Genomic DNA, 24,734 nt, shown 5'->3' on the forward strand with positions numbered 1-24,734 from the left:
CCGTTGCTCGCGGTTTTCCATGATTAAAGAAGAATGAGGGAAAAGTCGCTCACAAAAGTCGCTGCTTATGGAATATACAAACCAATAAAAAGCTACTAGGCAATCTGATATGCTTAATTTATGCAAGCAAATCTTGAATTCTCTTGAATCGTTCCAAATGCTCTCAAAGCAAGTCAAATTGTTTTTTGAAGTTTATAGTTCTTATACTTATTTTAAAGAAAATGATGTTTTGCTTGCACGGGTAACTCCCTGTTTTGAAAATGGAAAGTCCGGTATAGCAAGAGGTTTAACAAACAATATTGGATTTGGCTCAAGTGAATTTTTTGTATTAAGAGCTATAGAGAGTAAAATTTTACCCGAGTGGTTATATTATAATATTTCAAGTTTTAGCTTTATAAATAATGGAAGAAATCATATGATAGGTACTGGAGGACTACAAAGACTAACTAAGGATTATGTAATAAATTACAGAATTCCTCTCCCGCCCCTTGAAGTGCAGCAGCAAATTGTTGAACAAATAAACGAAGAACAGGCTATAGTAAACCAAAACAAGCGCCTGATTGAAATATTTGAGCAAAAAATCAAGGACAAAATCGCAGAGGTATGGGGGGAAGAAAAAAGCTCAAAAGAAAATGATGACATTGCAAAACCGTCTCAAAGCAGCAATAAGCTTACCATGAAATATGCAGCCCGCAACTGTACCGATAAGTTTATGGATGCGGTCAAAAGGCATAAAAAAGGTGATAATGGTGAACCGGAACTGGAAGAGTATCGTTAAGCTTACTGCAAGGCGAAGGTATTACACTAATCGAGCTTGATATAAACGATGATTCCTGTGGATTATATTGTGAAGAAGCTGGCGAGAAAAAGATATATATAAGAGGTTGAAGCAAACTATTTTGCAGCTTGCCTGTTGATGCCGTCAGATTTGGTTTTGAAGGTATTCAATTCATTTGCAGCGATTGTTAACCGCCGTTTGGATACTGCAATATATATAGAAGATAACCCTGTTGATATTTTGGACTTGAGATTGCTTATTCATAGCTGCCAGGAAAACTTTAAGGTATCCAGACGAGCGGCTTTTTACCGGCTTATAAACCTTAAGTTATTAAAAGTCGGTGTTAATTTTAAAATTGATTTTTTATATTAGAGTTGAGGTGATTAATCTGCCAAGGAGAATTTGTCCACGCTGTGGCTCAAAAAATACGGCAACAATACTATGGGGTATGCCTGCAATGACGCAGGAATTGCAGGATAAACTTGATAAAAAGGAAATTGTGCTTGGAGGCTGTTGCATTGAAATCCCTACCCCCTCCCACCACTGCAACACCTGCAGAAAAGACTTTGGCGGGAGTTATTTTGCCGAACCCACTTTTATTAAAGAACTATATTTCTATGTGGGCGGTTTTTTCGGTAAATCCCACTGGATATATTTAAATACTGAAAAGCATGGCAAAGCACTAAAATATGCATTTTCAGGTGGATGTGGTATTGATATTAAATCCGAATCTGTCGATTGCAAAAATATTACCCTTATTCCTATAGAAGAAAAGTGGATTGAATTCAATAATGACCTGCTTCGATGCTATTTCATTGACTGGAAAAGCCGTTACATTGACAGAAATATACTGGATGGAACCCAATGGGAGCTTAATGTCACATTTGACAATGGTACTACAATTAAGCGTTATGGCAGCAACGCTTATCCGCCTCATTGGAAAAAGTTGATTACGATGTTTCATAAATATGACTTACCTATAATTAGATAGATCCGAGGTGTGAGGATAATGGAGTCAAATATTCAATCGAAAAATCAATTTGCCTGGACTTCATTTTACATAGATATAAATATTTAAGGTAAACAATCAGGGAACAGTAGTTATCCACCCTTGTGTTCAAGCCGAAAAACTCGTCTTGCCTGTCTGGACAGCTGCCAATGCATTTATTGCGTTTGAAGTTATAACAGTTAAGACAGCTGGATACCAGGCTGATGGCTTTGGCTGCACCCGCCATAAACCTGCTTTATCTTCGACCAGGTTAAACAGCTCATTATAAATAAACGGCGATATGTGTTTGATAATGTCTTGACTCAGATTTTGGCCTTTTAAATATAACCTGGCATTATTCGTGTTTTTGCTGGCATAACTTGTTGCTCTGCTTAATTGAGTTTTATTTCTGATCTTTCCGATGAATACACCGCCTAAACCCCAAATTTGCTTTAGCTCATTAAAGGCAATATATCCGAGGTTACATACCATATGATAATGCCAGTTGCCGTTATCCTGCCTGCTCATAACCGCAACATACTTGAAGTTTTCGTATCTATTCTTCATTCTCTGTATGAACTTTTTAAATTCTCTGTTGCAGGTTTTTAAAGATGTTATCACCCTGGGTATTATCCTCATTATTTTGTTTATTCTCTTAGTGCTTTTTGGTTATATGGAGACTTACATGCAAGGATTGAATTCATTTCGAGTGCTTTTGACGGGCATGTATGGGCATATAAACATGACGCCTGCATCGCAAATAAAAAAAAGCACTACAGCTTTTTACCCATGTAGTGCCCTAAAAATTGGTTATTATCTTTTCAAATCAATCAAATATTCAATAGCCTCATGCACTGTAGTGAATGTGTGCGTTCCCTGATACAGCCAGCAGTTGCGCTCATCGCTGTCTTCAAGAGTCGGTAGGCCGTCCTCCACCAATGAAATAAGTGTCCATTTCCCGTTATCTATGGCTTTCTCATAGTGTTTGGCAATCTCGTATGTGGCCTCGTAGTCGCCCTTTTCATAATATGGCACATACCTCTTCACACGGTCTTTTATCCGCTCTTTATCAGCAGGCGATGCAATTGCAGGTGCTGTGCGCTCATAATGTAACAGCATCCAATACTCCAGGCACGCTGTAGTCATGAGAAGGCGAATCTTAATCCGGCCAGGCTTACGGAGCTTCCTCAAGTTCTTGATAATTTTATAATTTCTCTCCCAGTGGGATGCCTTCTCAAGCTCGGTGTCAAAGAAAAACCAAATCTCATCCGTCACCTCAGCTGTATTTCGATACTTCGGGTTATTTTTGAACATATTGGCTGCCTCTGCAAACAGCCCTGAATTAGACGGAAACCGTATGACAGCCACATCCTCAAAAACCAACTTAAGATATTTAGTATAAGCTTGTTCGCTTTCCCCTTCCCAAAATACATAGATCAAGGGTTTAACTTTTCGAGCCAACAGCTACACCTCCTCTGTCTCAAGTTTAGGCGTAGCGCCGTACTTGCCGACCAGGTATCCCTTGCGGATATTTTCATCAGGATGAGGTGAGAACTCGGTGATATTGTAAAGCTCGGATACGCCGGTTTTATTATCTTTATCCACAAAATAAACCTGATCCCGCCGCAGCACCTCCATGTTCAAAAGTTCTGTATTATGGGTGGTAAAAACAATTTGGGCGCCGGTCTTGTTGCTCTTTTTGCTTTGATAGCGCGCTACAATGTACTCCACAAGCAACGGGTGCATTTCTTTTTCTATCTCGTCCACGATTAAAATACCACCGGTGGACAGCGTTTTTTCTATAGCCGGAGCCAGCGCCATTAAATGCTTTGTTCCGTCCGATTCATCCGCAAGCTCTAGAGGATAGTATTTTATTTCCCCCGATTTGGAAATACCATAATGCAGCGAAGTAGCTTTTAGCTCACTGACCCTAAGCTTGGTTTCAGCCTCATTAGGAGCACTGGCTAAGGCCTTCATAAGATTTTGCAAAGCGACTTTGATATCCTCCGGCATATTATCGGGTAACTCCTCATACTTGGAGAGCTCTTTATTGCTGATCTCAAAGGTCATATCCTGAATACCAAGGTCTGCCTTTTGAGCAGCCGTAACAATAGCCTTCAGCATACCGGGGTCTTCTGCATGCTCAATGATTTGATTGGGAATATCTGTATAGTCCCTGGAAAAGATGACGCTCTCACGAAACCATTTCATCGCAGCAATACATGGCTGATAATTCATTGTGCAGGATACTGCAAAGTAAAGCTGGTTTGGAGCAACAGCCTCGCTAATCAGCTCTTTTTTCTTCTTCTCAGTATCCACAGGGAATGAAAACTTCTGTTCCTTGCGCTCAAAAATGGTTGCTTTCTGTCCCTTAGGACTGTGATAAAGATATTCTGTCACAATCTTTGTTCTAGTAGCAGAAAAACCGTAGATATACTTTATACCGTCCTGCATGTAGGTATATTCAAATGCTGTGGGCTCATTTTGTGAGTAATCATTGAGAGAAAACGGCTGCACAGGTATAGACGCCTTTTCATGCTGTGTCCGCTGGGCATTGCGCACAAACTGTACACCTAGCCAAAAGGCACGCAGCAGGTTGCTCTTGCCGCCGCCATTCTTTCCATAAATGGCAGCCGCAGGCAGCACCTTTTTTGACCCATATGGAATCAAACTTTCTTTGTGTTCCTTGAGGCCTTTTGCCATCATGGATAAAACAGCTTCATCCCGAAACGAGCGATAGTTCGATACTTTAAATGTTATAAGCATAAAATCACCTCTTTATAATTCTAGTATACCCGTTTTTTAAATAAATACAATCAATATTTTAGAAAAATAAAAAAATTTTTTACTGATTTATTTTATTTTTCGACAAACTAAAACCTGCACCTCTTTTTTTAAGGCAGGGCAGGTTTGCTATGAACAAGAATTAATTCTCCTACTGCTTCAATGCCATCCCAATCAGTTTATCTGCATAATCGGCCATGAACATCGGGATATTCAACAGATCATCGTCCAACCGCAGATTGTTCAATGAAAAGCGGACACGAAGTTTGACCTTGTCGCCGTATTTTTCTTTAAACTTCTTCAGGCTTCTGCTTTCCACATTGGTTTCCGATTTAACCTCTACGGGCAAAATGTCGTTTTCCCTCTGGATCAGAAAATCCACTTCATACCGGGGATTGTCCATCGTCCAATACCGGGGCATGGCTTCAAACTGGTTTCTCAGCGCCTGGAGCACATAATTCTCACTAAGAGCCCCCTTAAACTCAACGAACAGGCGGTTGCCTTCGCTAAAAGCGGAAGGCGCCAAAAGCGATAAACGGCGTAATAGTCCTACATCCACCAGATAAAGCTTGAAGGCAGACAAGTCATCATAGGCAGAAATGGGCAGTCCCGGCGCGCTGCTGCGGTATATCTTATAAGTCAGGTTGGCATCGCAAAGCCACTGCAAAGCATCCTCATATTCTCTGGCCCGAGCCCCTTCCTTAACAACCTTATAAATAAATTTTTTGTTCTCCCTAGCAAGCTGGGACGGAATGGATTTCCAAATTAATGATATCTTAGGGAAGTCCTTGGGATCAGGATGCTTGGCAAAATCCCTCTCGTATGCCCCCAGGATATTGGAAAGTACCTGCTGCATCAGCTCGACGTCCCGATCTTCCGTCCAGGATCTGACAGACTCAGGCATCCCGCCGGTCACAAAATACATTTTGAGCTTTTCATAAAGTGGATTGAAGAATGCATCCGGAACAGTCTCAATCCTGTCCAAGCTGTCCATATAGGCAGCAAGATTGCCGTCGCCGTTGGCCATTAAAAATTCGGTAAAGGTCATAGGCCCTATTTCCAAAAAGTCCACCTTGCCGACAGGAAAAGAGGCCGGCTTTGACAAAGCAATGCCCAAAAGTGAACCGGCGCAGGCCACATGATAGTGCGGCGTGTTTTCACAGAAGTATTTGAGCGTATTCAAAGCATTGGGACATTCCTGAATCTCATCGAAAACAATGAGCGTATCCTCAGGCTTATCCGGCTTGATGGTTTGGCCGCTTGCCATCATCAGGTTTTGCAGGATGCGTTCTACATCCTTTGTGTTTTCAAAAAACTGCTTGTATTCCGGGTGTTCGTCAAAGTTAAAATACGCAATATTTTTATAATAACGCCTGGCAAACTCCTTGAGCGCCCATGTCTTGCCCACTTGGCGCACGCCTTTCAAAATCAGTGGCTTGCGGTGCCTGGAGTTTTTCCACTTCAGCAAATCCTGCATGATCAGCCTTTCCACAGTATCACCTCCAAAATATCACATTTTTATACATATTTTGTGTCAATTAATCACACTTTTATAATTTATTATAACCACATGCTCAGTTTTAAGTCAATAGATCACATAATTTTATGATGTTTTGTTTGTTCAATCACATTTTTATGTATAATAGTGAGCCTAATTTAAAACAAAGGAAAGAAAGGCATTCCTGAAAGCACACAAAGTGTACAAGTCACACTACACAGCTAAAGCTGCTAGTCGTGCTATGTCGCTTCTTTTGTTATATACAAACCAATAAAAAGCTACTAGGCTTATCATCCTAGTAGCTTTCATTTCTTTACTCCCTTTGTTCTTTTGTTTTATTTAGTTCTTCGTTTTGTTTTACATCAGGTTGTTTTGAATCTTGTGATTGAACATCCTTCGCTTCATTTGGCTTCGACTCTGGACCCTTTTCATCTTCAGTTTGGGTTGGTCGATTTTCCCCTTGAGAAAGTTGTTCTAATACTTGATTTACATCTTGTCCAAAAAAGGCATTGGGATTTAAAGGAATATCGTCTTTACGTACTTCAAAATGTAGATGTATACCATGATCTTTTTCAAAGACATTGCGATCTGCTGTACCTAAAGGAGTTCCTTGAGAGATTTTATCTCCTTTTTTCACAGTGACATCTTTTAAGCTAGAATAAGTTGTAATCAGCCCATTCTCATGTTTGAGTTCGACGACATACCCCATTACTGGATCCTTATCTGCCCGAACTACTTCCCCACTTAATGCTGCAACAGCAGTAAAGGCTTTTTTATCCTTTGCAACGATATCAATTCCATTATGTGGCCAATATTCACCTTGGAATGTAATCAGAGATTCAGCCATTGCATCTTCAGTAGATGTATCATCGAAAAATTCCATTTTAACTTGAACATTGATTGGATCCTCTGCAGGCCAAACCATTTGCTCTACTGTTTGTGTTGCAACTGCAACGGCCTCTTCCCCCATCTCATCTTGTGCTGACCCATCAACTACTTCTGGGGTAATTTCTTGAAGTCCTAATTCTTCTTGAGTTAATGGATACTCATTTGGATCTTGATACCACCACATTAATGTAAGAATAAGTGCTGCGGCAATCATATAAATGGCGGGGAAGGTCCACTTTTTACCTAAAAATTTTTTCCACTTTGAGTTTTTACTCATTTTTTGCATCACCTCAGCAACCATTTTGTCCATTATTTACCTGTTTATACCTGAGGGATACAAAATTTTATACTTGCTCTATTGTTTTTTGATCCAGATTTTATCGTCTTTCACTTCGACTCCTGTGTAATAGTATTTGACAATCTCCTCTGCTTTTTTTCCTTCTTTGGCCATTCCATTTGCTCCGTACTGGCTCATACCTACACCGTGTCCATATCCTGTTGTATTGAACACTACCTGATCGCCAATAATTTCAAAGGTGAAGCTGGAGGAGTCAAGCCCTAAGAGTTCTCTCACTTCTCTACCTGTTAATAATTTATCTCCAATCTTCAACTTCTTTACTCTTTTACTTGGCGTCCATTCTAAAACCTTGATCCATTCTTGCCCTGTTGAAGTGAATACGGCTGGGTCTACCTTCAACTTAGCTTGAATTGTTGAAAAGGGGATGGAGATTGTTCCCTGAAATCTTGGCGATTCTGTATCCCAAGGACTTGGAACACTTCTTAGGTAAGGGATCTTTTTTACATAGTAGTCTTCTGAATTGACAGTATAACCGTTACTAGTTGAAAAGAAAAGTGCTGTAATCGGTTGACCTTCATAGGTGATGACTTGTCCCATCGTTTCATTCACTGCACGGTTCAGCTTGGCGATCTTTTCAGCATATTGAAGCCCAAACTTTTTTCTTAATTCTGATTCAGAACGAAAGACTTGATGTTGGATTGTATCCGTCACCATCGCCCCACCAGGTACATCAGAAAAATCATTGGTTAAGATTCTTTTAACGATATAAGTTCTTGCTGCCATGGCTTGTGCTTTTAAGGCCTCTAATTCAAAATCGACTGGCATCTCAGCAGCAACGACTCCGCGTACATATTCTTCGATCGGATAGGTTTCTACCGTTTTGCTTGCTGTTCGATAGACGGTGATCGGAATCGAATGATCAGGATCGATTCTTAAATCTACTTTTTCTGGTATTGTCATTTCTGTAGAATGAGAGTTTCCAAAAAATGCTACAAATAGTGTAGGAATTAGGATCATGGATACTCCTAGGATAAATAAGAAGATGAAAATCATTGGTCTCATAAAAATAGCTCCTCCATTCTTGTTTGTCAGTTTGACCCTGTCCATACAAGATATGAAGGAGCGATGGAAATAGAACTTTTTCCTATTAAAAATCATTAGAAATACTAGATTTTCATCATCCCGTTTGCCAATGTCTTAATCATCTCTTCAACTGATGCTTCATCTAAACAACCTGTTTCAAATTGAATGGAAACCATGCTCCCTAGAATAATTCTAGCCGCTACTTCTGTTCTCATTGGTTTCAATTCTCCTGAAGTGATTCCTTCTTGGATTAAATCTTTCAACATTTCGATAAAAACTTGGCGCTGGGATATTAAAAACTGATGAAACTCTTCAGTGACAATGCCAAAGTTATGAAAAATCAATTGGGAAATGTTTTGATTTTCTCTTAAGATTTCGGCATGTCTTCTAATCATCTTTTTGATCTTTTCCCAAGGAAGAATTGGATCCTTTATACTTTCCGTTAATTCCTTCATATAGTATTTGATCCCTTCTTCAATAACCCCTCTTAGTAGATCTTCCTTGCTTGAGAAATATTCATAAACGGTTCCTTTGCCTACTTTGGCTAATTCAGCGACATCACTCACTTTGGCGGCATGATAACCTTTTTCCGTAAAGATGATAAAAGCACTTCTTATGATTGCTTCCCGTTTGGTTAATTCAACTTGTTCTGACATGCTTTTTACTCCTTCCCCCAAACCATTTCTGTTTTACCCAGTTTTCAAAATCATCAATATATAGGTACATCACAGGTACAAGTAGTAATGTAACTAATGTGGAGAAGGATAAACCAAAGACCATTACTGTTGCTAAAGGAGCCTGGGTCTCTGCTCCTTCGCCAATCCCCAACATTAATGGAATCAAACCTAAAATGGTTGTTAAGGTTGTCATTAAAATGGGGCGGAGTCGGTTTGGACCAGCTTTAAGAATTGCTTCTTTTCTTTCCATTCCCCGCTTTCTGAGAATATTAATATAGTCAACAAGAACGATTGCGTTGTTAACCACGATACCCGCTAACATGATTACCCCGATAAAGGCTGGAATACTTAGTGGCCATCCTGTAATAACGAGTCCGACTACAATCCCTATAAAGGTTGCAGGCATGGAAAACATAATGATAAATGGATAGGTAATTGCTTCAAACTGGACTGCCATCACCATGTAGACTAAGAAGATCGCCAAAATCAAGGCGTATTGTAAATCACCAAAGGCGTCTGCCATATCCTTCACTTGACCACCCATTTCATACATATAACCATCTGGTAGATGAAGTTGGTCTAATTTGGCTTGAATATCTTTAGTTACACTACCTAGGTCTCGGCCTACCAAGTCGCTTGTAATCGTGACTTTTCGCTTCTGATCTTCACGCTCAATCTGAGTCGGACCTTTGACTTGAATGATGCTTGCTACTTCTTTTAAAGGAATCTGTGTACCAAATGGGGTTTGCAGCAACATTTCTCCTACCTGGTTCATGTCTTTTTTATATTCCTCCGGCAATGTAACCCTTACATCGATTTCTCGTCCTTCATTGCGGAAACGAGTAGCAACTTGCCCATTAAATCCGGTCTTGACTGAGGACATGATTTGCGCAAAATTTAAACCATATAAGGAAGCCTTATCTCGATCAACAAGAATTTGCATTTCGGGACGACCTTCGTCAACGGAGCTCTCCACGTTTCTTGTTCCTTCTACTTGCATCACTTCATTCTTTACTTGTTCAGCAAGTTGTTCTAAAACGGTTAAATCATCTCCAGATATCATAATGGAGATTGGAGACCCACTACCAAACCCACCACTTTGGATTTGTGAGACTTTCACTTCGGCTCCAGGAATCTTTTTGGTTAACTGGCGAATTTCTTCCATCACTTCATCTGTACTTCGATCCCGATCAGATAGTGGGATCAATTTGACATAAAGATTACCAATATTTGAATTGCCAATTCCCATGGCGAATGCGCCACCATTTCCTGCACTGGTAAATACGGTCTTCACTTCAGGAATTCCTGACAATTTTGCTTCAATATTTGCTAGTGTTTGGTCTGTTTCTTCTAGTAATGTCCCTTGAGGTAAGGTCACATCAATATTAATTTCCCCTTGGTCCATCGTCGGAATAAACTCTGTACCTACCAATGGAACAAGTGCAAAAGTGGCCACAACGAGAGCTAAAGTTCCAAAAACAACCGTCTTTCGGTGCCCAAGTGACCATTTTAGTATAGACCGATATTTGTCATAGACTTTATTCATCAAACGTTCAAAAGTAAATAAGACTTTGTATAGCACTCCTTTAAAACCTTGAGCTATATTTGGTTCTTTTTCTCCCTTTTTTAACAAACGAGCAGAGAGCATCGGTACGATCGTTAATGAGGCGATTAAAGAAGCCAATAAGGAAAAGCTAACGGTTAAGGCTAATGGTCTAAAGAGTTCTGCTGCTAATCCTTTTACAAAGACAATCGGAATAAATACAGCAACCGTTGTTAAAGCAGAAGCGATTACTGCTGGAGCGACTTCTTTTGATCCCTCTTGGGCTGCTTCCATCATTTCATAACCTTGTTCGCGATAACGAAAGATATTTTCTAAGATAACAATCGCACTATCTACCATCATTCCAATACCAAGTGCCAAGCCACCAAGGGTTAATAGGTTTAAGCTTTCACCTGTAAAATAGATGAGGTTGAAGGTTGAGATGACTGCGATTGGCATCGCTAAACCTATTACTAAGGTAGAACGTAGATTTCTTAAGAAAAGATATAAAATGATGATGGCTAATAGTCCACCCACAATTAGATTTTGTAAAACATTATCCACTGACTGGCGGATAAAGACAGATAAATCATAAACGGTATCAAGATGAATCCCTTGAGGAAGAACCTTTTCTATTCCTTCCATCGATTTATATAGTTCGTCACTTACTTTAATCGTGTTACCATCTGATTTTTTGGAAATATCAAAGGTTAAACTCGGTTTTCCAGAGACCTTGGTAATCTCTGTGATTTTTTTATCTACCTCTGTGATTTTTGCAATTTCCTGTAGTTTAACTGTTCCTCCTTTTGGTAAAGGAATCAGCACATTTTTGATCTGATCTATATTTTCAAATTCTCCGCTAATCCGAAGCTGTAGCTCTTGATCCCCTTTTTGCAGGGTTCCCGCTGTTGCGGAAAGGTTTTCCGATCCGAGAACCTGAATGATTTGGTTGATAGAGATCCCATAGCCATTTAAATAGACAGGTGAAACTTCAACTTTCACTTCTTTCTGTTTACTACCAAGAAGGGAAACATTGGCCACACCTGGAGTACGTTCTAATCTTGGCTTGATTACATCTTCTGCAATTTGCGTTAAACGGTTTTGATCTAAATCCCCGGATACAGATAGCCTCATAATTGGAATCGCTGTTGGGTCTAATTTTAATACAAGCGGTTTTCCTGCCTCTTCTGGTAAGAAGTTTGTTACAAGGTCTAACTTATCTCTCATGCTATTTATCTTTTCGTCCATGTTCGAACCCCAGTCAAACTGGAGGATAATCAGGGATTGGCCTGGTGCTGAAGTAGATTGTAGTTTCTTAATCCCTTCAATCGTACCTAAGCTTCCTTCAAGGGGTTTGGTTACTAACTTTTCCACCTCTTGGGGAGCAGCTCCTTCATATTCAGTCACAACAACTGAAATAGGGAGATTCAGTTTTGGATATAAGTCAATCGCTAGGTTACGAAGAGAAATCGTCCCCATCAAGATAATGGCTAGGACGATCATGATGACGCCGATTGGACGTTTGACAGAAACATCAACTAGTTTCACGATGACTTCCCTTCTTCCTTCACGATCTCAATCGGAGTACCCTCTGTTAACGCATATTGGCCTTTAATCACAACTGTATCCTTTTCAGAAACGCCTTCTGCAATTGTCGTTTCTTCTGTAGCCATTTCAATCACTTTTACTGGCCTTTTTACAGCTTTTCCATTCTGAATGATATAAACATAGGTTTGGTTCCCATTTCCTAAGATGGCTTGGGTAGGAACGATGATTTGCTGTTTTGTATCTTTAATCAATGTTACTTCTGCAAGCATTCCTGGTTTGATCTGTTGTTGTTCATTCTTGATGACAACTTCTATGGCAAATGTTAGGGTTTGGGCATTCGCCGATGGTGCAATAAAGGTTACTTCCCCAGCGAAGTCCTGATTGAGAGCTGAGACATATACTTTGACCTGTTGTCCTAGCTTAAAGCTTTGAAGTGATGTTTCAGAAACGTTTAACTGTACAGTGACTTGATTGGCATTGACGATCTGCGCTACTGGAGATTGGGGTCCTGCCATCTCTCCCTTTTCAGTATTGATGGCAACCACCTGTCCTGCGATTGGCGCCGTAATTTTTGAATCAGCGATCGCATGTTGAGCCTGTTCTACCCCTACTTTTGCTTGCTGTACGGCAGATTCTGAAGATGCAATCCCGACATTGGAATTGGCTTTTTCAGCTGCATCCTGAGCCACTTTTAGGTTTGTTTCAGCTTGAAGATAGGTAGCCTCCGCTTGTTCTAATTGGCTTTTAGAAACTGCTTGGGTTTCATAAAGTGTCTTTATCCGTTCTAGATTTTTTTTTGCTTGTTGAAAAGCGTCTTCTGCTTGTTTTAACCTTGATTCTGCTTGAACAAGGTTAGATCCTTTTCCTTCTTTTGCTTGAGTAAGTCCATTTAGTGCTTGTTGGTAGGCCGCTTCTGCTTGGTGCAAGCGATCCTGTAAATCACGGTCATCTAATTTAATAAGAACCTGCCCTTCTTTTACTGTATCTCCTTGCTTGACGTAAACTTCTTGAACTTTTCCTGATACCTTTGGTAAAACAAGAACATCTTGGTTCGCTTTGATGGTACCTACATATCGTTCGGTATGTTCAACCGTTTTTCGCTCTACTTGTTGTACCATGACAGGTACAGGTTGGTTTTCTTTGGATTGTTCCTCTTGTTGCGATGAACATCCGATACTAACTAGCATGATAGCAAGTATGACAAACCATACTCCTATGCGACGTCTTTGCCTCATGACATGTTCCTCCTTATCCTCAGAACCGACTAGTCAGTTCTCAATCCAAATTCTATCATATTGGTTTTTACGAAAAAAATAAAGAGGAAAAATAAAAAACAGAAGGAAAAAATCCTCCTGTTTTCATCTTAGTATATCTAATTTTTTAATTCATTAAGATATCCAAAGGGGTTGCAAGCTTTGGGCTGACTTTACTTCATCGGCTACTCGCTCAATATCTGCACCTAGTGCTTGAAGCTTGCCAACAAAGTTTACATACCCACGGTCAATATGGTGTAGTTCGGTTACTTCTGTTTCACCAGTTGCAACGAGCCCCGCAATGACAAGGGCTGCTCCAGCACGTAAATCTGTGGCTTGAACCCTTGTACCAATTAGTTTAGCATTACCCTCGACCACTGCTGTTCGACCTTGGATTTTGATATTGGCATTCATTCTTTTGAATTCTTCAACATGCATAAAACGATTTTCAAAAACAGTTTCCGTGATCACACTTGTTCCGTTTGCAATTAATAATAATGCCATCATTTGCGATTGCATATCAGTAGGGAATCCAGGATGAGGTAACGTTTTTAAGTCAACTGCCTTCAATGGATGTGTTGCTTTTACACGAACACCTTGTTCCTCTTCTAGTATCTGAACGCCCATTTCTTCCAGTTTAGCAATCACGGGTTTTAGATGGTCAATGATTGCATTTTCAATGAGTACATTGCCACCAGTAATCGCAGCAGCCACCAAGAAGGTTCCTGCTTCAATTCTGTCAGGAATAACAGAATGCTGTGTCGCGGTTAGTCGTTCTACTCCTTCAATACGAATGGTTCCTGTACCTGCACCGCGAATTTTCGCTCCCATTCCATTCAAATAATTGGCTAGATCGACGATTTCTGGTTCTTGCGCAGCATTTTCAATGGTTGTAACTCCATTCGCTAATGTAGCTGCCATCATAATATTTTCCGTTGCACCTACACTTGCATAATCTAGGTAGATTCGTGCACCTGTTAATTTGCCATCAATAGAGGCGTCAATATAGCCTTGACCAATACTTATTTTTGCACCCATTGCTTCAAAACCTTTTAAGTGCTGATCTACAGGGCGGCTGCCAATGGCACATCCTCCAGGCAAAGCTATACGAGCATGCCCTTTTCTCGCAAGTAATGGTCCCATGACTAAAAAGGATGCTCTCATTTTTCTGACTAGGTCGTATGGTGCTTCTGTTCGCACAATCTTTGTCGCATTGATTCTAACGACTTCATTTTTGTAATGAACATCTAAGCCAATAAAAGATAATACATCTATAATGGTGTAGACATCATCTAAGGACGGAACATCATTAATGATGCTTTCTCCTTCTTCCCCTAGAATTGATGCAGCAAGGATCGGCAGTACTGCGTTTTTCGCACCATGTATTTTGACGCTGCCGGATAATTGCCTTCCACCGCGGACGATGATTTTTTCCAAAGTTGTTCCCTCCGCGCTCATTTTTCATTTCACATTTTCTCATACTATTAATATTCAACAATGATGATCGGCGTTCCCACTGTAAGCACTGTTCTTTGTTTTAAAACATCTAAATGGGTCGCCACTTGAATATTCATTTTCTGATTCCCTGTCCAAATCGATTGTTTAATTAAAGTTGAAAAGGCTGAGACGCTTTTGACTAGATCTGTGTCTAATTGCTCTACTTTCTTTGCCTTTAGATTATGTAGGATTTGATCAATCAGGACAAGCTGAGTACCATTATTTAGTTTATCATCGATACTTCCTTGGATACAAGAGTTAATTTTAGGAGAAATTTGGTTTTCTTGTAATGTTTGATACAATTTTTGATAATACATTGACATCTCTTCTAGCGATTGGTTCCCTTTTAGCTGGAAGATGAGATACATCTCTTTTGTTTGCGCATTTTGACGTTTTAGTTGTAATTCAACTTCTGTTTCTTTTCCCCATGTTCCTTGGCTACGATAAAACTTTTGCAATCCAATCGTTTGTAGCTGATTTTGTTCGGCTAGTTCTAAAGCTTTACTTAATTGATTCCCAAGATCTAACCATTGGTGATCATCCTGATAGATGCCATATGGAATCCCAACATGTAGCCAATATTGGTCTAATGCTGCATTTGTCTTTTTAAATGAGTTAATCACAAATTCTATATCCTCTTGCGATTCTCCTTGAACCGTAAGACCTAAAATGAAGGTCATTGACAATATAAAGATAAGGACTATTTTCCCCTTTTGATTCATTTTTTCTCCTCCCACACCATTTTCGTCGTCAAGATTGGATATTCCATAATTGGAATATACAAACTTTTTTATTTGTTAACCATTGTTCACACTTATGGGAGAAGATATACTTTTGTGGGGTTCCAAAAGGTAAGAAATGCATTCCTGAAAGTCGCTTCTTTTGTAATATACATTCTCATTCATCTTAAATAAAATTTAAAACATACTCTTTACATTAAATGACCATTGTAAATAATTGATGAAAAATTGAGCCATTTGGTATCCGATGACGATGGACAAAATAATTTGCAGTGCTTTGGTTTGTGGGCTTTTGGGATTGTAGATAAAAAGGTCAAAACGGATACTCTGTAATGCCCACCAAGATATACCGATGCTTACAAGTGTTAAAATAATCCCCATTAAACTGATATAGCCAAAATAGGTTGTCATCTTACTCACCTCGCACTTCTATTTGGTAATTCTTTGATATGATCTCTTAAATAAAATTGATACGGGTTATGGGAAAACTCTCCTTTTATTCGAAGTCGATAAGTTCCTTTTTTTAATTCTAATTGCTCTTTCCAAGATATTTGTTTTTGATTCCAAATGATTTCGTAGTTATCATCATAAAGCGTTACATCTGCCTCTTGTTCTGCTAAAAAGTCGAAATCGAGTTGGTTAGACATTTGTTTGATTTCAAAAATGAACCAATCTACATCTTGATCATTGGATAGGATACCTTCCATTTTTCTGTTAGAGGGAGTGATCCTTGTCGCGTTACTTGATAGGTTATTCGGTTCATGAATATCTCCATCCATATCTTTAAATTGTAGCTGTAAGGTATATTCTCCATTCACACCATAGCCATTATAATCAGAGATTTGAATATAGTAAGTACCTGGTCTTGCAAAAATAGTTCCTTCTTCTGCTTTTCCTGAACCATGGCTGTCGATTTCAATCGCTTTTTTCCCTTCTGGTTGAATACGAATCACAGGATCCAATCTTAAGGTGTCAACAGATACTTTTGCCTTTAGCTCCCCATTACTTGGTATGTAAAGTTTATACCAATCTAAATCTTGATCCTTTTCCAATGTTCCTTTAATCGGCTCAGATAAGTGTTGAATCTGATAAGATTGCCATGGTTTATCATTGTTTTCATAATTATCCTTATAAATGGTATATTTCGTAGAAACGGAGTAAGATATCGCTTCATTCTTAAGTTGCTCATTGATCGTTTCCCTATCAGGTGTCATTTCTTTAACAGTTGTTGAAAGACTGATTTTTAAATAAGTCGTTCCCTTTGGTAGATCGATATCAATGGTCAAATTTTTGTTGATTGGATAAACCAACGGTTGTTGATCTTCTAAATTCGCTGGTTCTAGCTCTAATTGAAGAGGGACGTTAGGTTCCTGCTTTAATTGAATTTTCAATTGAACTTTCCCTCGATAAGGCAATAATAACTGATACCAATCATGATCATTGACTCCAGCAATTTGGGCGTTAATTGTATCTTGCAATGGAATAGGGGTTGCTTTGTCTTTTGTTTGGTTTGGTTCATATCCGTCCTTTATGGTCGATAACGGACTTGTTAATGCTTTTGCAACATTAATTCTTCCATAACCTGTTAGGATATCCCACCCTAGCCTTCCTACATCATCAGCAGTAAATTTAATCAAATCTCTAACCTCTGCTGGAGTTAAAATAGGATATTTTTGATAAATTAAAGCAGCTAACCCCGCTACTTGTGGTGCTGCCATCGAGGTTCCCACATTCGAAGTATACCCTCCACCTAATTTGGTTGTATATATCCCTTCACCAGGCGCAACAACATCTAGCTGTTGACCGTAATTGGAATAGGTTTCGTAATCGTCCTCTAAATCTACCGCACCCACAGATAGTACATTGGCAAATGCTGATGGGTAATTTAATCGATTTCCTTCGTTTCCAGATGCTGCAACGACTAGTACATCTTTAGATTCTGCATAATCTACGGCTTCCTTCATAAAAGGTGTATAGATGGGTTCGCCTAAAGATAGAAGAACAATCTTTGCCCCATGGTCGACCGCATAACGGATCCCTTGTCCAACTAAGAAAGAGTCTCCTTCCCCTTGTTCATCTAATACTTTAATTGGCATGATTTTGGCATTCCATACTAATCCTGCTATCCCTTCATCATTATTACCAATCGCTCCAACAATTCCTGCCACATTGGTTCCATGGCCATTGTCATCTTGAGGTGGCATCTTTTTATCAATCAGATTTATCCCTTCAACCAAGTTAGCCTTTAAGTCAGGATGGTACAGATCTACCCCTGTATCAAGGATGGCAATGGTCACCTCGCTGGTGTTTATTTCCTCCCATCCTAAAGGTGCTTTAATTTGTTGTAAATAAAGTTGTTGATCAATATTTTTATCATTTGGAACATTCCCTATTAGCACTGCATTTGCTCTTAAGAATGTCATATTTACGATAAGTCCTATGATTAGAATTGCTAGCAACCGTTTCTTTTTTTTTAAAAGCTCCATTTTGCTCCACTCCATCTTTTCCGAACCTATATGAAAAGAAAGTTATGCTTTATTGTCCCCAAAAAGAAAACGTATCACACGGAAAATTGTGAACGTGCAATACGCTATATGACTTTGTATTTCATTTTAACATATTATGGGAGATAAATCGTTAATATTTCTTGCTTTTTGTTTATTTTTAATTCTGGTAATTGTTTGGTTAATTCTGCTAATGTAAGAAAACTCTGACCGTCCTTGATCATGAAACCAGCACTTTTACCCTTGGTTAGTACCATTTTCGTTTTACCAATGACAACGTCTAAACTTGAGGATTTGGAATTCCAAAAAATTTTACCGCCTAAGGCATGAACGAGTGGCCTTAAGGCAACATAATCTTTATTATTCTCCTGAATCCAGTTGCTACCGATTGCTGATACAAAAATATTTTTTTCACCTAAGGTTGATATGGCTGTTGAAAGTTGTTGATCGACTTCTTCTACCATGATATCTGGCTTGATTCCTATTTTATTCATTTTGTTCTTTTTCGGTGTGAAATATTCATTGGTCGTTAGCTTGAGATAGCCTCCGTTTTCTAACCGAATTAAACTTTGGACAACCCCTTTACCAAAGGAATTGGTTCCAACAATAGTTGCTTTATTATAATCTTTTAAAGCACCTGTTAAAATTTCTGAAGCACTTGCCGTCCCTTCATTGATCAGTACGACCATCGGTGAATTCCAATCTGTTCCTCCTTGAATAGCTAATTCCTCTTCTTGTTGTATATTGTCCTTGACATAAACGATTGGGCCTTCTTTAATGAAGTTTTTAGATATTTTAAGTGCAGCATCTAAATATCCACCTGGATTATCCCGCAAGTCGAGGATTAGCTTCTTCATTCCTTTTTCCTTTAATTGTTCTAAGTGTTGTTTGAATTCATCTGCTGCTCGTTCACCAAAGGCGTATAGTCGGAGATACCCAATTTCTTTGGTTAGCATTTCCGATTCTACAGAAGGTAGATATACGTCCCCACGAGTGATGGTTTTAGTCATGGTTTCTTCATCTCTTTGAATTACCATGGTAACGGAAGTTCCTTCTTCTCCTTTAATCTGGTTTGTAACCTGTTCAAGTGTTTTTCCTTCAGTTGAAATACCTTCTACTGATTTGATCAGATCGCCAACTTGAAGTCCTGCTTCTTCGGCAGGTGAGCCAGGAATGATCGTTTGAACCGTGATTCCCTCTTCATTCTTCTCTACAACAACGCCAATACCGACAAAAGAACCATTTAAACTATCTGTAAAGGATTGATACTCTTCATCTGTAAAATAGGCTGTATATGGATCCCCAAGGGTGTCAATCATTCCCCAAATCGCCCCTTGCATCAATTCATCTGGGTCTACACCTTGTAAATGATAATATTCGATCAGTTCATAGATTTCATTCATAATCGCTTTCTGTTTTTCTAGCGGATCTTGATCTTCTGCTTGTGCCACATTAGGTATAAAGCTAAACAGGGATAAGACAAGAATGATTGCGATTATTTTTTGTTGGATAGGTAACCATTTCTTTGACATTGTTTTGCCTCCTCTTTTTCTCTTGTTTATCTAATTCGGCAACAAAAGGTCAATTCCTTCATTCGATCATGACCAAATACTACATAGTTTGTATATTCCAACGCGCTCCGTCAAAAAAATACCCACTAAAGAGGGGGTCTCCTTAGTGGGTATTGTGTACATTAGAATCTTATTGACCAAGAGTAAGCATATTGAAAAGGTCAAAGTTTTTTGTTATAAAGTCTAGCATTACGTTTGGTACAAGACCGATGACGAAAGTTCCAATGAAGGTCAAGAGAATCACGAATTGCATGCTAAATGGAATACTAAGCTTTGCTTCGGTGTGACCCGGTCTCATGTACATTTGACGTACAATATTAAAGTAGTAGAAGTATGAGATTACACTTGTTGCTACCATGATACCAGCTAACCAGTAAGATTTAGTAGTTAAGGCACTGATGAAAATGTTGAACTTACCAATGAATCCAGCCGATATTGGAAGCCCTGCGAGTGACATCAAGAAGAAGGTCATCGCGATGGCCACAAATGGACTACGATGATATAATCCAGCAAAGGATTTCAGATCCTCTGTACCTGCATCTTTATTTACAATCGTGATGACTGTAAATACACCTAGATTCATAAACAAGTATGCCATCAAGTAGAAAATGATATTGCGAATATCAACAGAAATCAATTGCTCACTTGCCATCGTCATGGTTGCAAGAGGAACTAAAAGATAACCAGCTTGTGCCACACTAGAATAGGCCATCATTCGTTTGACGTTGGTTTGGCGAAGTGCCAATGTATTACCAATGATCATCGTTAGTCCAGAAATGACTGCTAAGAAAAGAGTCATTTTATTGAAGAAGAAGAAAACTGGATTATTGTTTACTACTTCTACTACGATTGGTGTGAAGACGGTAATAAATAAGCGAATGATAATCGCAAAACCAGCTGCTTTAGAAATGACGGATAAGAATGCAGTAACTGGTGTTGCTGCTCCTTCATATACGTCTGGTGACCACATGTAGGAAGGAACTGCAGAAATCTTGTAGCTCAGTCCCACAAGCATCATAAAGAAGCCAAGATAAATATAGAAGTCAAATCCACCATTAAAAGCTTCCTGAATTCGTTCAGCGATGACAAAGATATTCGTACTTCCGGTTACACCATAGATAAAAGATGTTCCGTAGAGGAAGATCGCTGAGGAAACTCCACCAATAATCACATATTTATATGCCGCTTCGTTTGATTTTAGATTAAATTTGCGAATACCTGCCATAATGTAAGATGAGATACTTAATAATTCTAAGCCAATATATAGTGTAATGATATCTGCCGATGAAGCCATAAACATTGCTCCAAGTAAGGCAGTTAAAAACAAGTAGTAAAATTCACCATCATGTTTGATTTCTTTTTTCTCTACATAATTGATTGACATCACTAACACAAACAATGTTCCGACTAAGAAAATCAATTTGAAGAGACTTGCGAAACTATCCACACGATAAGAACCCTCTAGCAATTCTTGTGCTGGCTGACCGAGATCTTGGATCACAAAGTAAAGGGATAGAATGATACCAATGATGCTTAACCATCCAAATACCTTACGATCTCCTTTACGCATCACTAAGTCAGCAAAGGTTAAGATTACTGCAACAATAGCAATGGTTAGTTCAGGAGCGAGTAGCCCCCAGTTTAACTCTAATAGATTCATAGGTCTACCCTCCTATCCTAGTCAATAAGGATTGCAACGTCGTTTGTAGAGGCTCACTTAGTATGGCTGGGTATACCCCAATCAAAATGATTAGTCCAATGAGTACTACCATCGGGATCACTTCAAGAGAGCGTGCATCAGTTAATCCAACTAATTTCTCTGCCGTTGGCCCATAAGTAACCTTTAAAGTAGCTCGTAGTAAATAAGCAGAGGTTAATACGATACCAATCGTACCAAACGCAGCGATCACTGGTTTTTCACCAAATAAACCTAAGAAGGTTAGGAATTCACTGACAAATCCAGACATCCCAGGTAGACCTAATGAAGCGAGAGTTGCCGTTAATAAAATTCCACTCGTGAATGGCATCGTTTTAGCTAAACCACCCAGTTCATCCATCTTTGCGGTATGAACACGACTGTAAATCACCCCAACAAGATAGAACATCGATGCTGAGATAAATCCGTGGGATACGATTTGGAAGACAGCGCCTTGAAAACCAAATGTATTCATTGCTGCTAATCCCATCAAGATAATTCCCATGTGGCTTATACTTGAGTAAACAACAACCATTTTGTAGTCATCTTGTACGAAGGCGATAATTGCTCCATAGAAGAGGTTAATGATACCCAAGATCGCTAAAAAGGTTGAATACTTACCAATGAGGTCTGGGAAGAAGGAATACTCCATTCGAAACAGACCGTATGCACCAATCTTTAAGAGCACCCCAGAAAGAATCATACTCATTGCTGGTGGTGCTTGATAGTGTACCTTTAGGATCCATGAATGCAATGGGAACACAGGTAGTTTAATTCCAAAGGCAACTAATAAAGCAAAGAATACACCATAACGGAACCAATCGCTAAATGCTACATTTCCAGTTTGTTTTGCCATTTCAAAATATGGTGATGTTGGATCCGTTAAATTATAGATAATGGTTGGAATATCCGTCGTAAAGGTTGGTGTTTGCGTGCCTGAAACATAACCCGCATTAAGCATCAAGGCAATAAACGCAATCAGCATAATCGCTGAACCTAAACCATTGTAAAGCAAGAAGGTAAAGGCTGCATTTTCCCTTTTATCTTGACCCCAAATCCCTACTAAGAAGAACATAGTGACTAAACTGATTTCAAAGTAAATAAAGAACAAGAAGAGGTTTTGTGCCATAAATACGCCATATAATCCAATTTGCATGAGGAAGAAAATCGTAAAATATTCCTTCCAACGCTTGCTAATCATATTGGCTGCTGCAATGGCTGACATTAATGCAACGATTGACGCCAAGACAACAAGAGGCATCGATAAACCATCTACACCCATACTATAGTTAAATTCTAAAACACTTGCTCCTACATTGATGTGAATCCATGGAATATTTTCAAGGAATTGCACACCTGAATCTGCACGATCAAAACCAATAAATAAGCCAATAGCCAATACTAATGGAATCAATGTGACAAGGATACCAATCATTTTGATTGTTCCTACTCTATCTTTTGGAACAATTAATAAGAGTAGGATTCCTAGTAATGGCGAGAAGGTGATCAGTGAAAGTAAACCGAATGAGCTCATTATCCTAACAACCTCCCTGCCGTCAAGCTAATGAATAGCAATACTAATCCAATAATGGTAATTAGACCGTATGCCTGTACTTGACCATTTTGTAATCTTGCTCCAAGTTTTCCAATCGCAACGGAAATATATGCTGTTAATTGGACGAGTCCACCTACAACATAGTGATCGAAGAATTTTAAAATATACCCAAAAATAGTGTAAGGACGAATAACCCCTGCTTGATATGCCTCATCCACATAATACTTATTGTAAAGAAGCTTGTGTAATCCAACAGGTTCATCGGTTTTCACCTTATTATTACGGCCATACATTACCCATGCTAAGGCAATACCAAAGAAAGCTGCAATAATGGATAAGGCCATAATCCAACCAGGTCCATGAACTTCTTCAGCGATAGTACCCTCTGCGCCTAAATATTCACCAAATCCAGCATATACAAAGTAACCAGAAACGATCGCTAACCCAGCAAGAATCATCATTGGGAATGTCATATTAAATGGTGATTCATGGACATGATGATTATTATGACGTGGTTTACCTGTAAATGTTAAGAAATAAAGTCTAAACATATAGAATGCGGTCATTATCGCTGCAATTAAGGCTAACCAGAATAAAATTCCATTTCCGCTTTCCCAAGCAGCCATTAAAATTTCATCCTTGGAGAAGAATCCGGATAATCCAGGTACCCCAGCAATTGCTAGAGCGCCGATTAAAAATACTGCTCTTGTAATCTTCATATCCTTGCCTACTCCGCCCATTTCTTTAATATCTTGTGTTCCTACTGAATGGATTACACTACCTGCTGCTAGGAACAAAAGTGCTTTAAAGAAGGCATGTGTAAATAAGTGGAATACTCCTGCAATATATCCGAATGAGCCAAGTGCAAGCATCATGTAGCCTAATTGGCTGACAGTTGAATAAGCTAATACGCGTTTAATATCATTTTGCACCAAACCAATTGACGCAGCAAAGATGGATGTAAAGCCACCGATAATCGCTACAGTCATCATAGCAGTTTGAGAAGCTTCAAATAATGGATAAGTCCGTGCAACTAAGTATACACCGGCAGCAACCATCGTTGCCGCATGGATTAACGCTGAAACAGGTGTAGGACCTTCCATCGCATCTGGTAACCATATATGTAATGGGAATTGACCAGATTTACCTACTGCACCAAAGAATAGTAAAATCGCTACTAAAGTGATGAAGCCAGGAGCTAATGCACCAGATTCCGCAGCTTCAAACACTCCTGCATAGTCAAAGGTTCCTGTCTTCCAGAAGATTAAGGAAATCCCAATGAATATACCTAAATCCCCTATTCTTGTTGTGATAAACGCTTTCTTTGCTGCTGCTCTAGCTGATGGTTTAAAGTAATAGAATCCGATTAGTAGGAATGAGGTTGCCCCTACTAATTCCCAAAAGATATACGCTTGTAATAGATTAGGCGAAATAACAAGGCTTAACATGGAAAAGGTAAATAGCGCTAGATAGGAATAAAAGACTGGAAAACGCTCATCTCCATGCATATAACCTTTTGAATAAATATGAACCATTAAACTTACAAGGGTAACGACGAATAACATCATCGCGTTTAATTCATTGATTTCAAACCCCATGGTAAAAGTTTTGTCTCCAACTTTAAGCCAATCTATGTTGTAGAGATAGTTCTCTGCTCCACCTAACTTTTGGATAAAGACACCTAATGCCAAAGCAAATGAGGCTAATAATGAGACAATACCTACGTAGGCTGCACCTTCCTTGAGCTGACGACCAAAAGCGACTAACAGCACGAAGGAGATGAGCGGAAAAAGTGGAATTAACCATGCAATTTCAAACATTTGATCACCATTC

Annotated in this window: 19 protein-coding genes; 2 read left to right on the top strand and 17 right to left on the bottom strand. The window is 39.1% G+C overall.

Going from position 1 to position 24,734, the window contains the following annotated elements:
• The first annotated feature begins 178 nt into the window (after positions 1 to 178).
• Together TEPIDINF_RS10915 and TEPIDINF_RS10920 are read left to right on the top strand one after the other, a co-directional pair.
• Entirely contained in the window at positions 179 to 778 is a 600-nt protein-coding gene (locus TEPIDINF_RS10915; RefSeq protein ID WP_421691990.1) for a restriction endonuclease subunit S, read from the top strand.
• A gap of 448 nt (positions 779 to 1,226) precedes the next feature.
• Positions 1,227 to 1,769, top strand: coding sequence for a hypothetical protein (locus tag TEPIDINF_RS10920; protein ID WP_421691991.1), 543 nt, complete (start codon positions 1,227 to 1,229; stop codon positions 1,767 to 1,769).
• Positions 1,770 to 1,895: 126 nt separating this feature from the next.
• Here TEPIDINF_RS10920 and TEPIDINF_RS10925 read toward each other — a convergent pair whose 3' ends face one another.
• From TEPIDINF_RS10925 to nuoL, 17 genes are all read right to left on the bottom strand, one after another.
• Entirely contained in the window at positions 1,896 to 2,387 is a 492-nt protein-coding gene (locus TEPIDINF_RS10925) for a rolling circle replication-associated protein (RefSeq protein ID WP_421691992.1), read from the bottom strand.
• Between the two features lie 192 nt (positions 2,388 to 2,579).
• Positions 2,580 to 3,227, bottom strand: a complete 648-nt coding sequence (locus TEPIDINF_RS10930; protein WP_069798375.1) for an RloB domain-containing protein — start codon at positions 3,225 to 3,227, stop codon at positions 2,580 to 2,582.
• Positions 3,228 to 3,230: 3 nt separating this feature from the next.
• On the bottom strand, positions 3,231 to 4,532 hold the full coding sequence (locus TEPIDINF_RS10935; protein WP_421691993.1) for an AAA family ATPase: 1,302 nt from the start codon (positions 4,530 to 4,532) through the stop codon (positions 3,231 to 3,233).
• A gap of 169 nt (positions 4,533 to 4,701) precedes the next feature.
• The gene (locus TEPIDINF_RS10940) at positions 4,702 to 6,042 is read right to left on the bottom strand and encodes an ATP-binding protein (protein WP_421691994.1); all 1,341 of its coding nucleotides are present in this window, start codon (positions 6,040 to 6,042) and stop codon (positions 4,702 to 4,704) included.
• Between the two features lie 319 nt (positions 6,043 to 6,361).
• Positions 6,362 to 7,213 carry a peptidoglycan DD-metalloendopeptidase family protein gene (locus TEPIDINF_RS10945; RefSeq protein WP_421691995.1) on the bottom strand — a complete coding sequence of 284 codons (852 nt, stop codon included), beginning with the start codon at positions 7,211 to 7,213 and terminating at the stop codon, positions 6,362 to 6,364.
• 78 nt (positions 7,214 to 7,291) lie between these two features.
• Positions 7,292 to 8,296: a stage II sporulation protein D gene (gene spoIID / locus TEPIDINF_RS10950; RefSeq protein WP_069798365.1), complete on the bottom strand. Its 1,005-nt coding sequence runs from the start codon at positions 8,294 to 8,296 to the stop codon at positions 7,292 to 7,294.
• A 104-nt stretch (positions 8,297 to 8,400) separates the two neighbouring features.
• Positions 8,401 to 8,973 carry a TetR/AcrR family transcriptional regulator gene (locus tag TEPIDINF_RS10955; protein WP_421691996.1) on the bottom strand — a complete coding sequence of 191 codons (573 nt, stop codon included), beginning with the start codon at positions 8,971 to 8,973 and terminating at the stop codon, positions 8,401 to 8,403.
• Entirely contained in the window at positions 8,957 to 12,085 is a 3,129-nt protein-coding gene (locus TEPIDINF_RS10960; RefSeq protein WP_421691997.1) for an efflux RND transporter permease subunit, read from the bottom strand. Before TEPIDINF_RS10960 ends, TEPIDINF_RS10955 begins: the two co-directional genes overlap by 17 nt.
• A complete protein-coding gene (locus TEPIDINF_RS10965; protein ID WP_421691998.1) occupies positions 12,082 to 13,320 on the bottom strand; it encodes an efflux RND transporter periplasmic adaptor subunit in 1,239 nt (412 codons plus the stop codon). The genes TEPIDINF_RS10960 and TEPIDINF_RS10965 overlap by 4 nt, the downstream gene beginning before the upstream one ends.
• 153 nt (positions 13,321 to 13,473) lie before the next feature.
• Positions 13,474 to 14,775 carry a UDP-N-acetylglucosamine 1-carboxyvinyltransferase gene (murA, locus tag TEPIDINF_RS10970; protein ID WP_068726585.1) on the bottom strand — a complete coding sequence of 434 codons (1,302 nt, stop codon included), beginning with the start codon at positions 14,773 to 14,775 and terminating at the stop codon, positions 13,474 to 13,476.
• Positions 14,776 to 14,822: 47 nt separating this feature from the next.
• Positions 14,823 to 15,557 (bottom strand): YwmB family TATA-box binding protein, encoded by a 735-nt coding sequence (locus TEPIDINF_RS10975; RefSeq protein WP_069798357.1) that lies wholly within the window; start codon positions 15,555 to 15,557, stop codon positions 14,823 to 14,825.
• A 195-nt stretch (positions 15,558 to 15,752) separates the two neighbouring features.
• Complete coding sequence (locus TEPIDINF_RS10980; protein ID WP_421691999.1) at positions 15,753 to 15,986, bottom strand: DUF1146 family protein; 234 nt, start codon at positions 15,984 to 15,986, stop codon at positions 15,753 to 15,755.
• A gap of 5 nt (positions 15,987 to 15,991) precedes the next feature.
• Positions 15,992 to 18,061, bottom strand: a complete 2,070-nt coding sequence (locus TEPIDINF_RS10985) for a S8 family peptidase (protein WP_421692000.1) — start codon at positions 18,059 to 18,061, stop codon at positions 15,992 to 15,994.
• A 134-nt stretch (positions 18,062 to 18,195) separates the two neighbouring features.
• Positions 18,196 to 19,611 carry a S41 family peptidase gene (locus TEPIDINF_RS10990; protein WP_421692001.1) on the bottom strand — a complete coding sequence of 472 codons (1,416 nt, stop codon included), beginning with the start codon at positions 19,609 to 19,611 and terminating at the stop codon, positions 18,196 to 18,198.
• A 169-nt stretch (positions 19,612 to 19,780) separates the two neighbouring features.
• Positions 19,781 to 21,310 (bottom strand): NADH-quinone oxidoreductase subunit NuoN, encoded by a 1,530-nt coding sequence (gene nuoN / locus TEPIDINF_RS10995; RefSeq protein WP_068726596.1) that lies wholly within the window; start codon positions 21,308 to 21,310, stop codon positions 19,781 to 19,783.
• Positions 21,311 to 21,314: 4 nt separating this feature from the next.
• On the bottom strand, positions 21,315 to 22,880 hold the full coding sequence (locus tag TEPIDINF_RS11000; RefSeq protein ID WP_069798351.1) for a complex I subunit 4 family protein: 1,566 nt from the start codon (positions 22,878 to 22,880) through the stop codon (positions 21,315 to 21,317).
• Entirely contained in the window at positions 22,880 to 24,721 is a 1,842-nt protein-coding gene (gene nuoL / locus TEPIDINF_RS11005) for an NADH-quinone oxidoreductase subunit L (RefSeq protein ID WP_069798349.1), read from the bottom strand. Before nuoL ends, TEPIDINF_RS11000 begins: the two co-directional genes overlap by 1 nt.
• Positions 24,722 to 24,734 lie beyond the last annotated feature (13 nt).

Origin of the sequence: Tepidibacillus infernus, from assembly GCF_048898065.1 — a bacterium.
Classification (GTDB): domain Bacteria; phylum Bacillota; class Bacilli; order Tepidibacillales; family Tepidibacillaceae; genus Tepidibacillus_B; species Tepidibacillus_B infernus.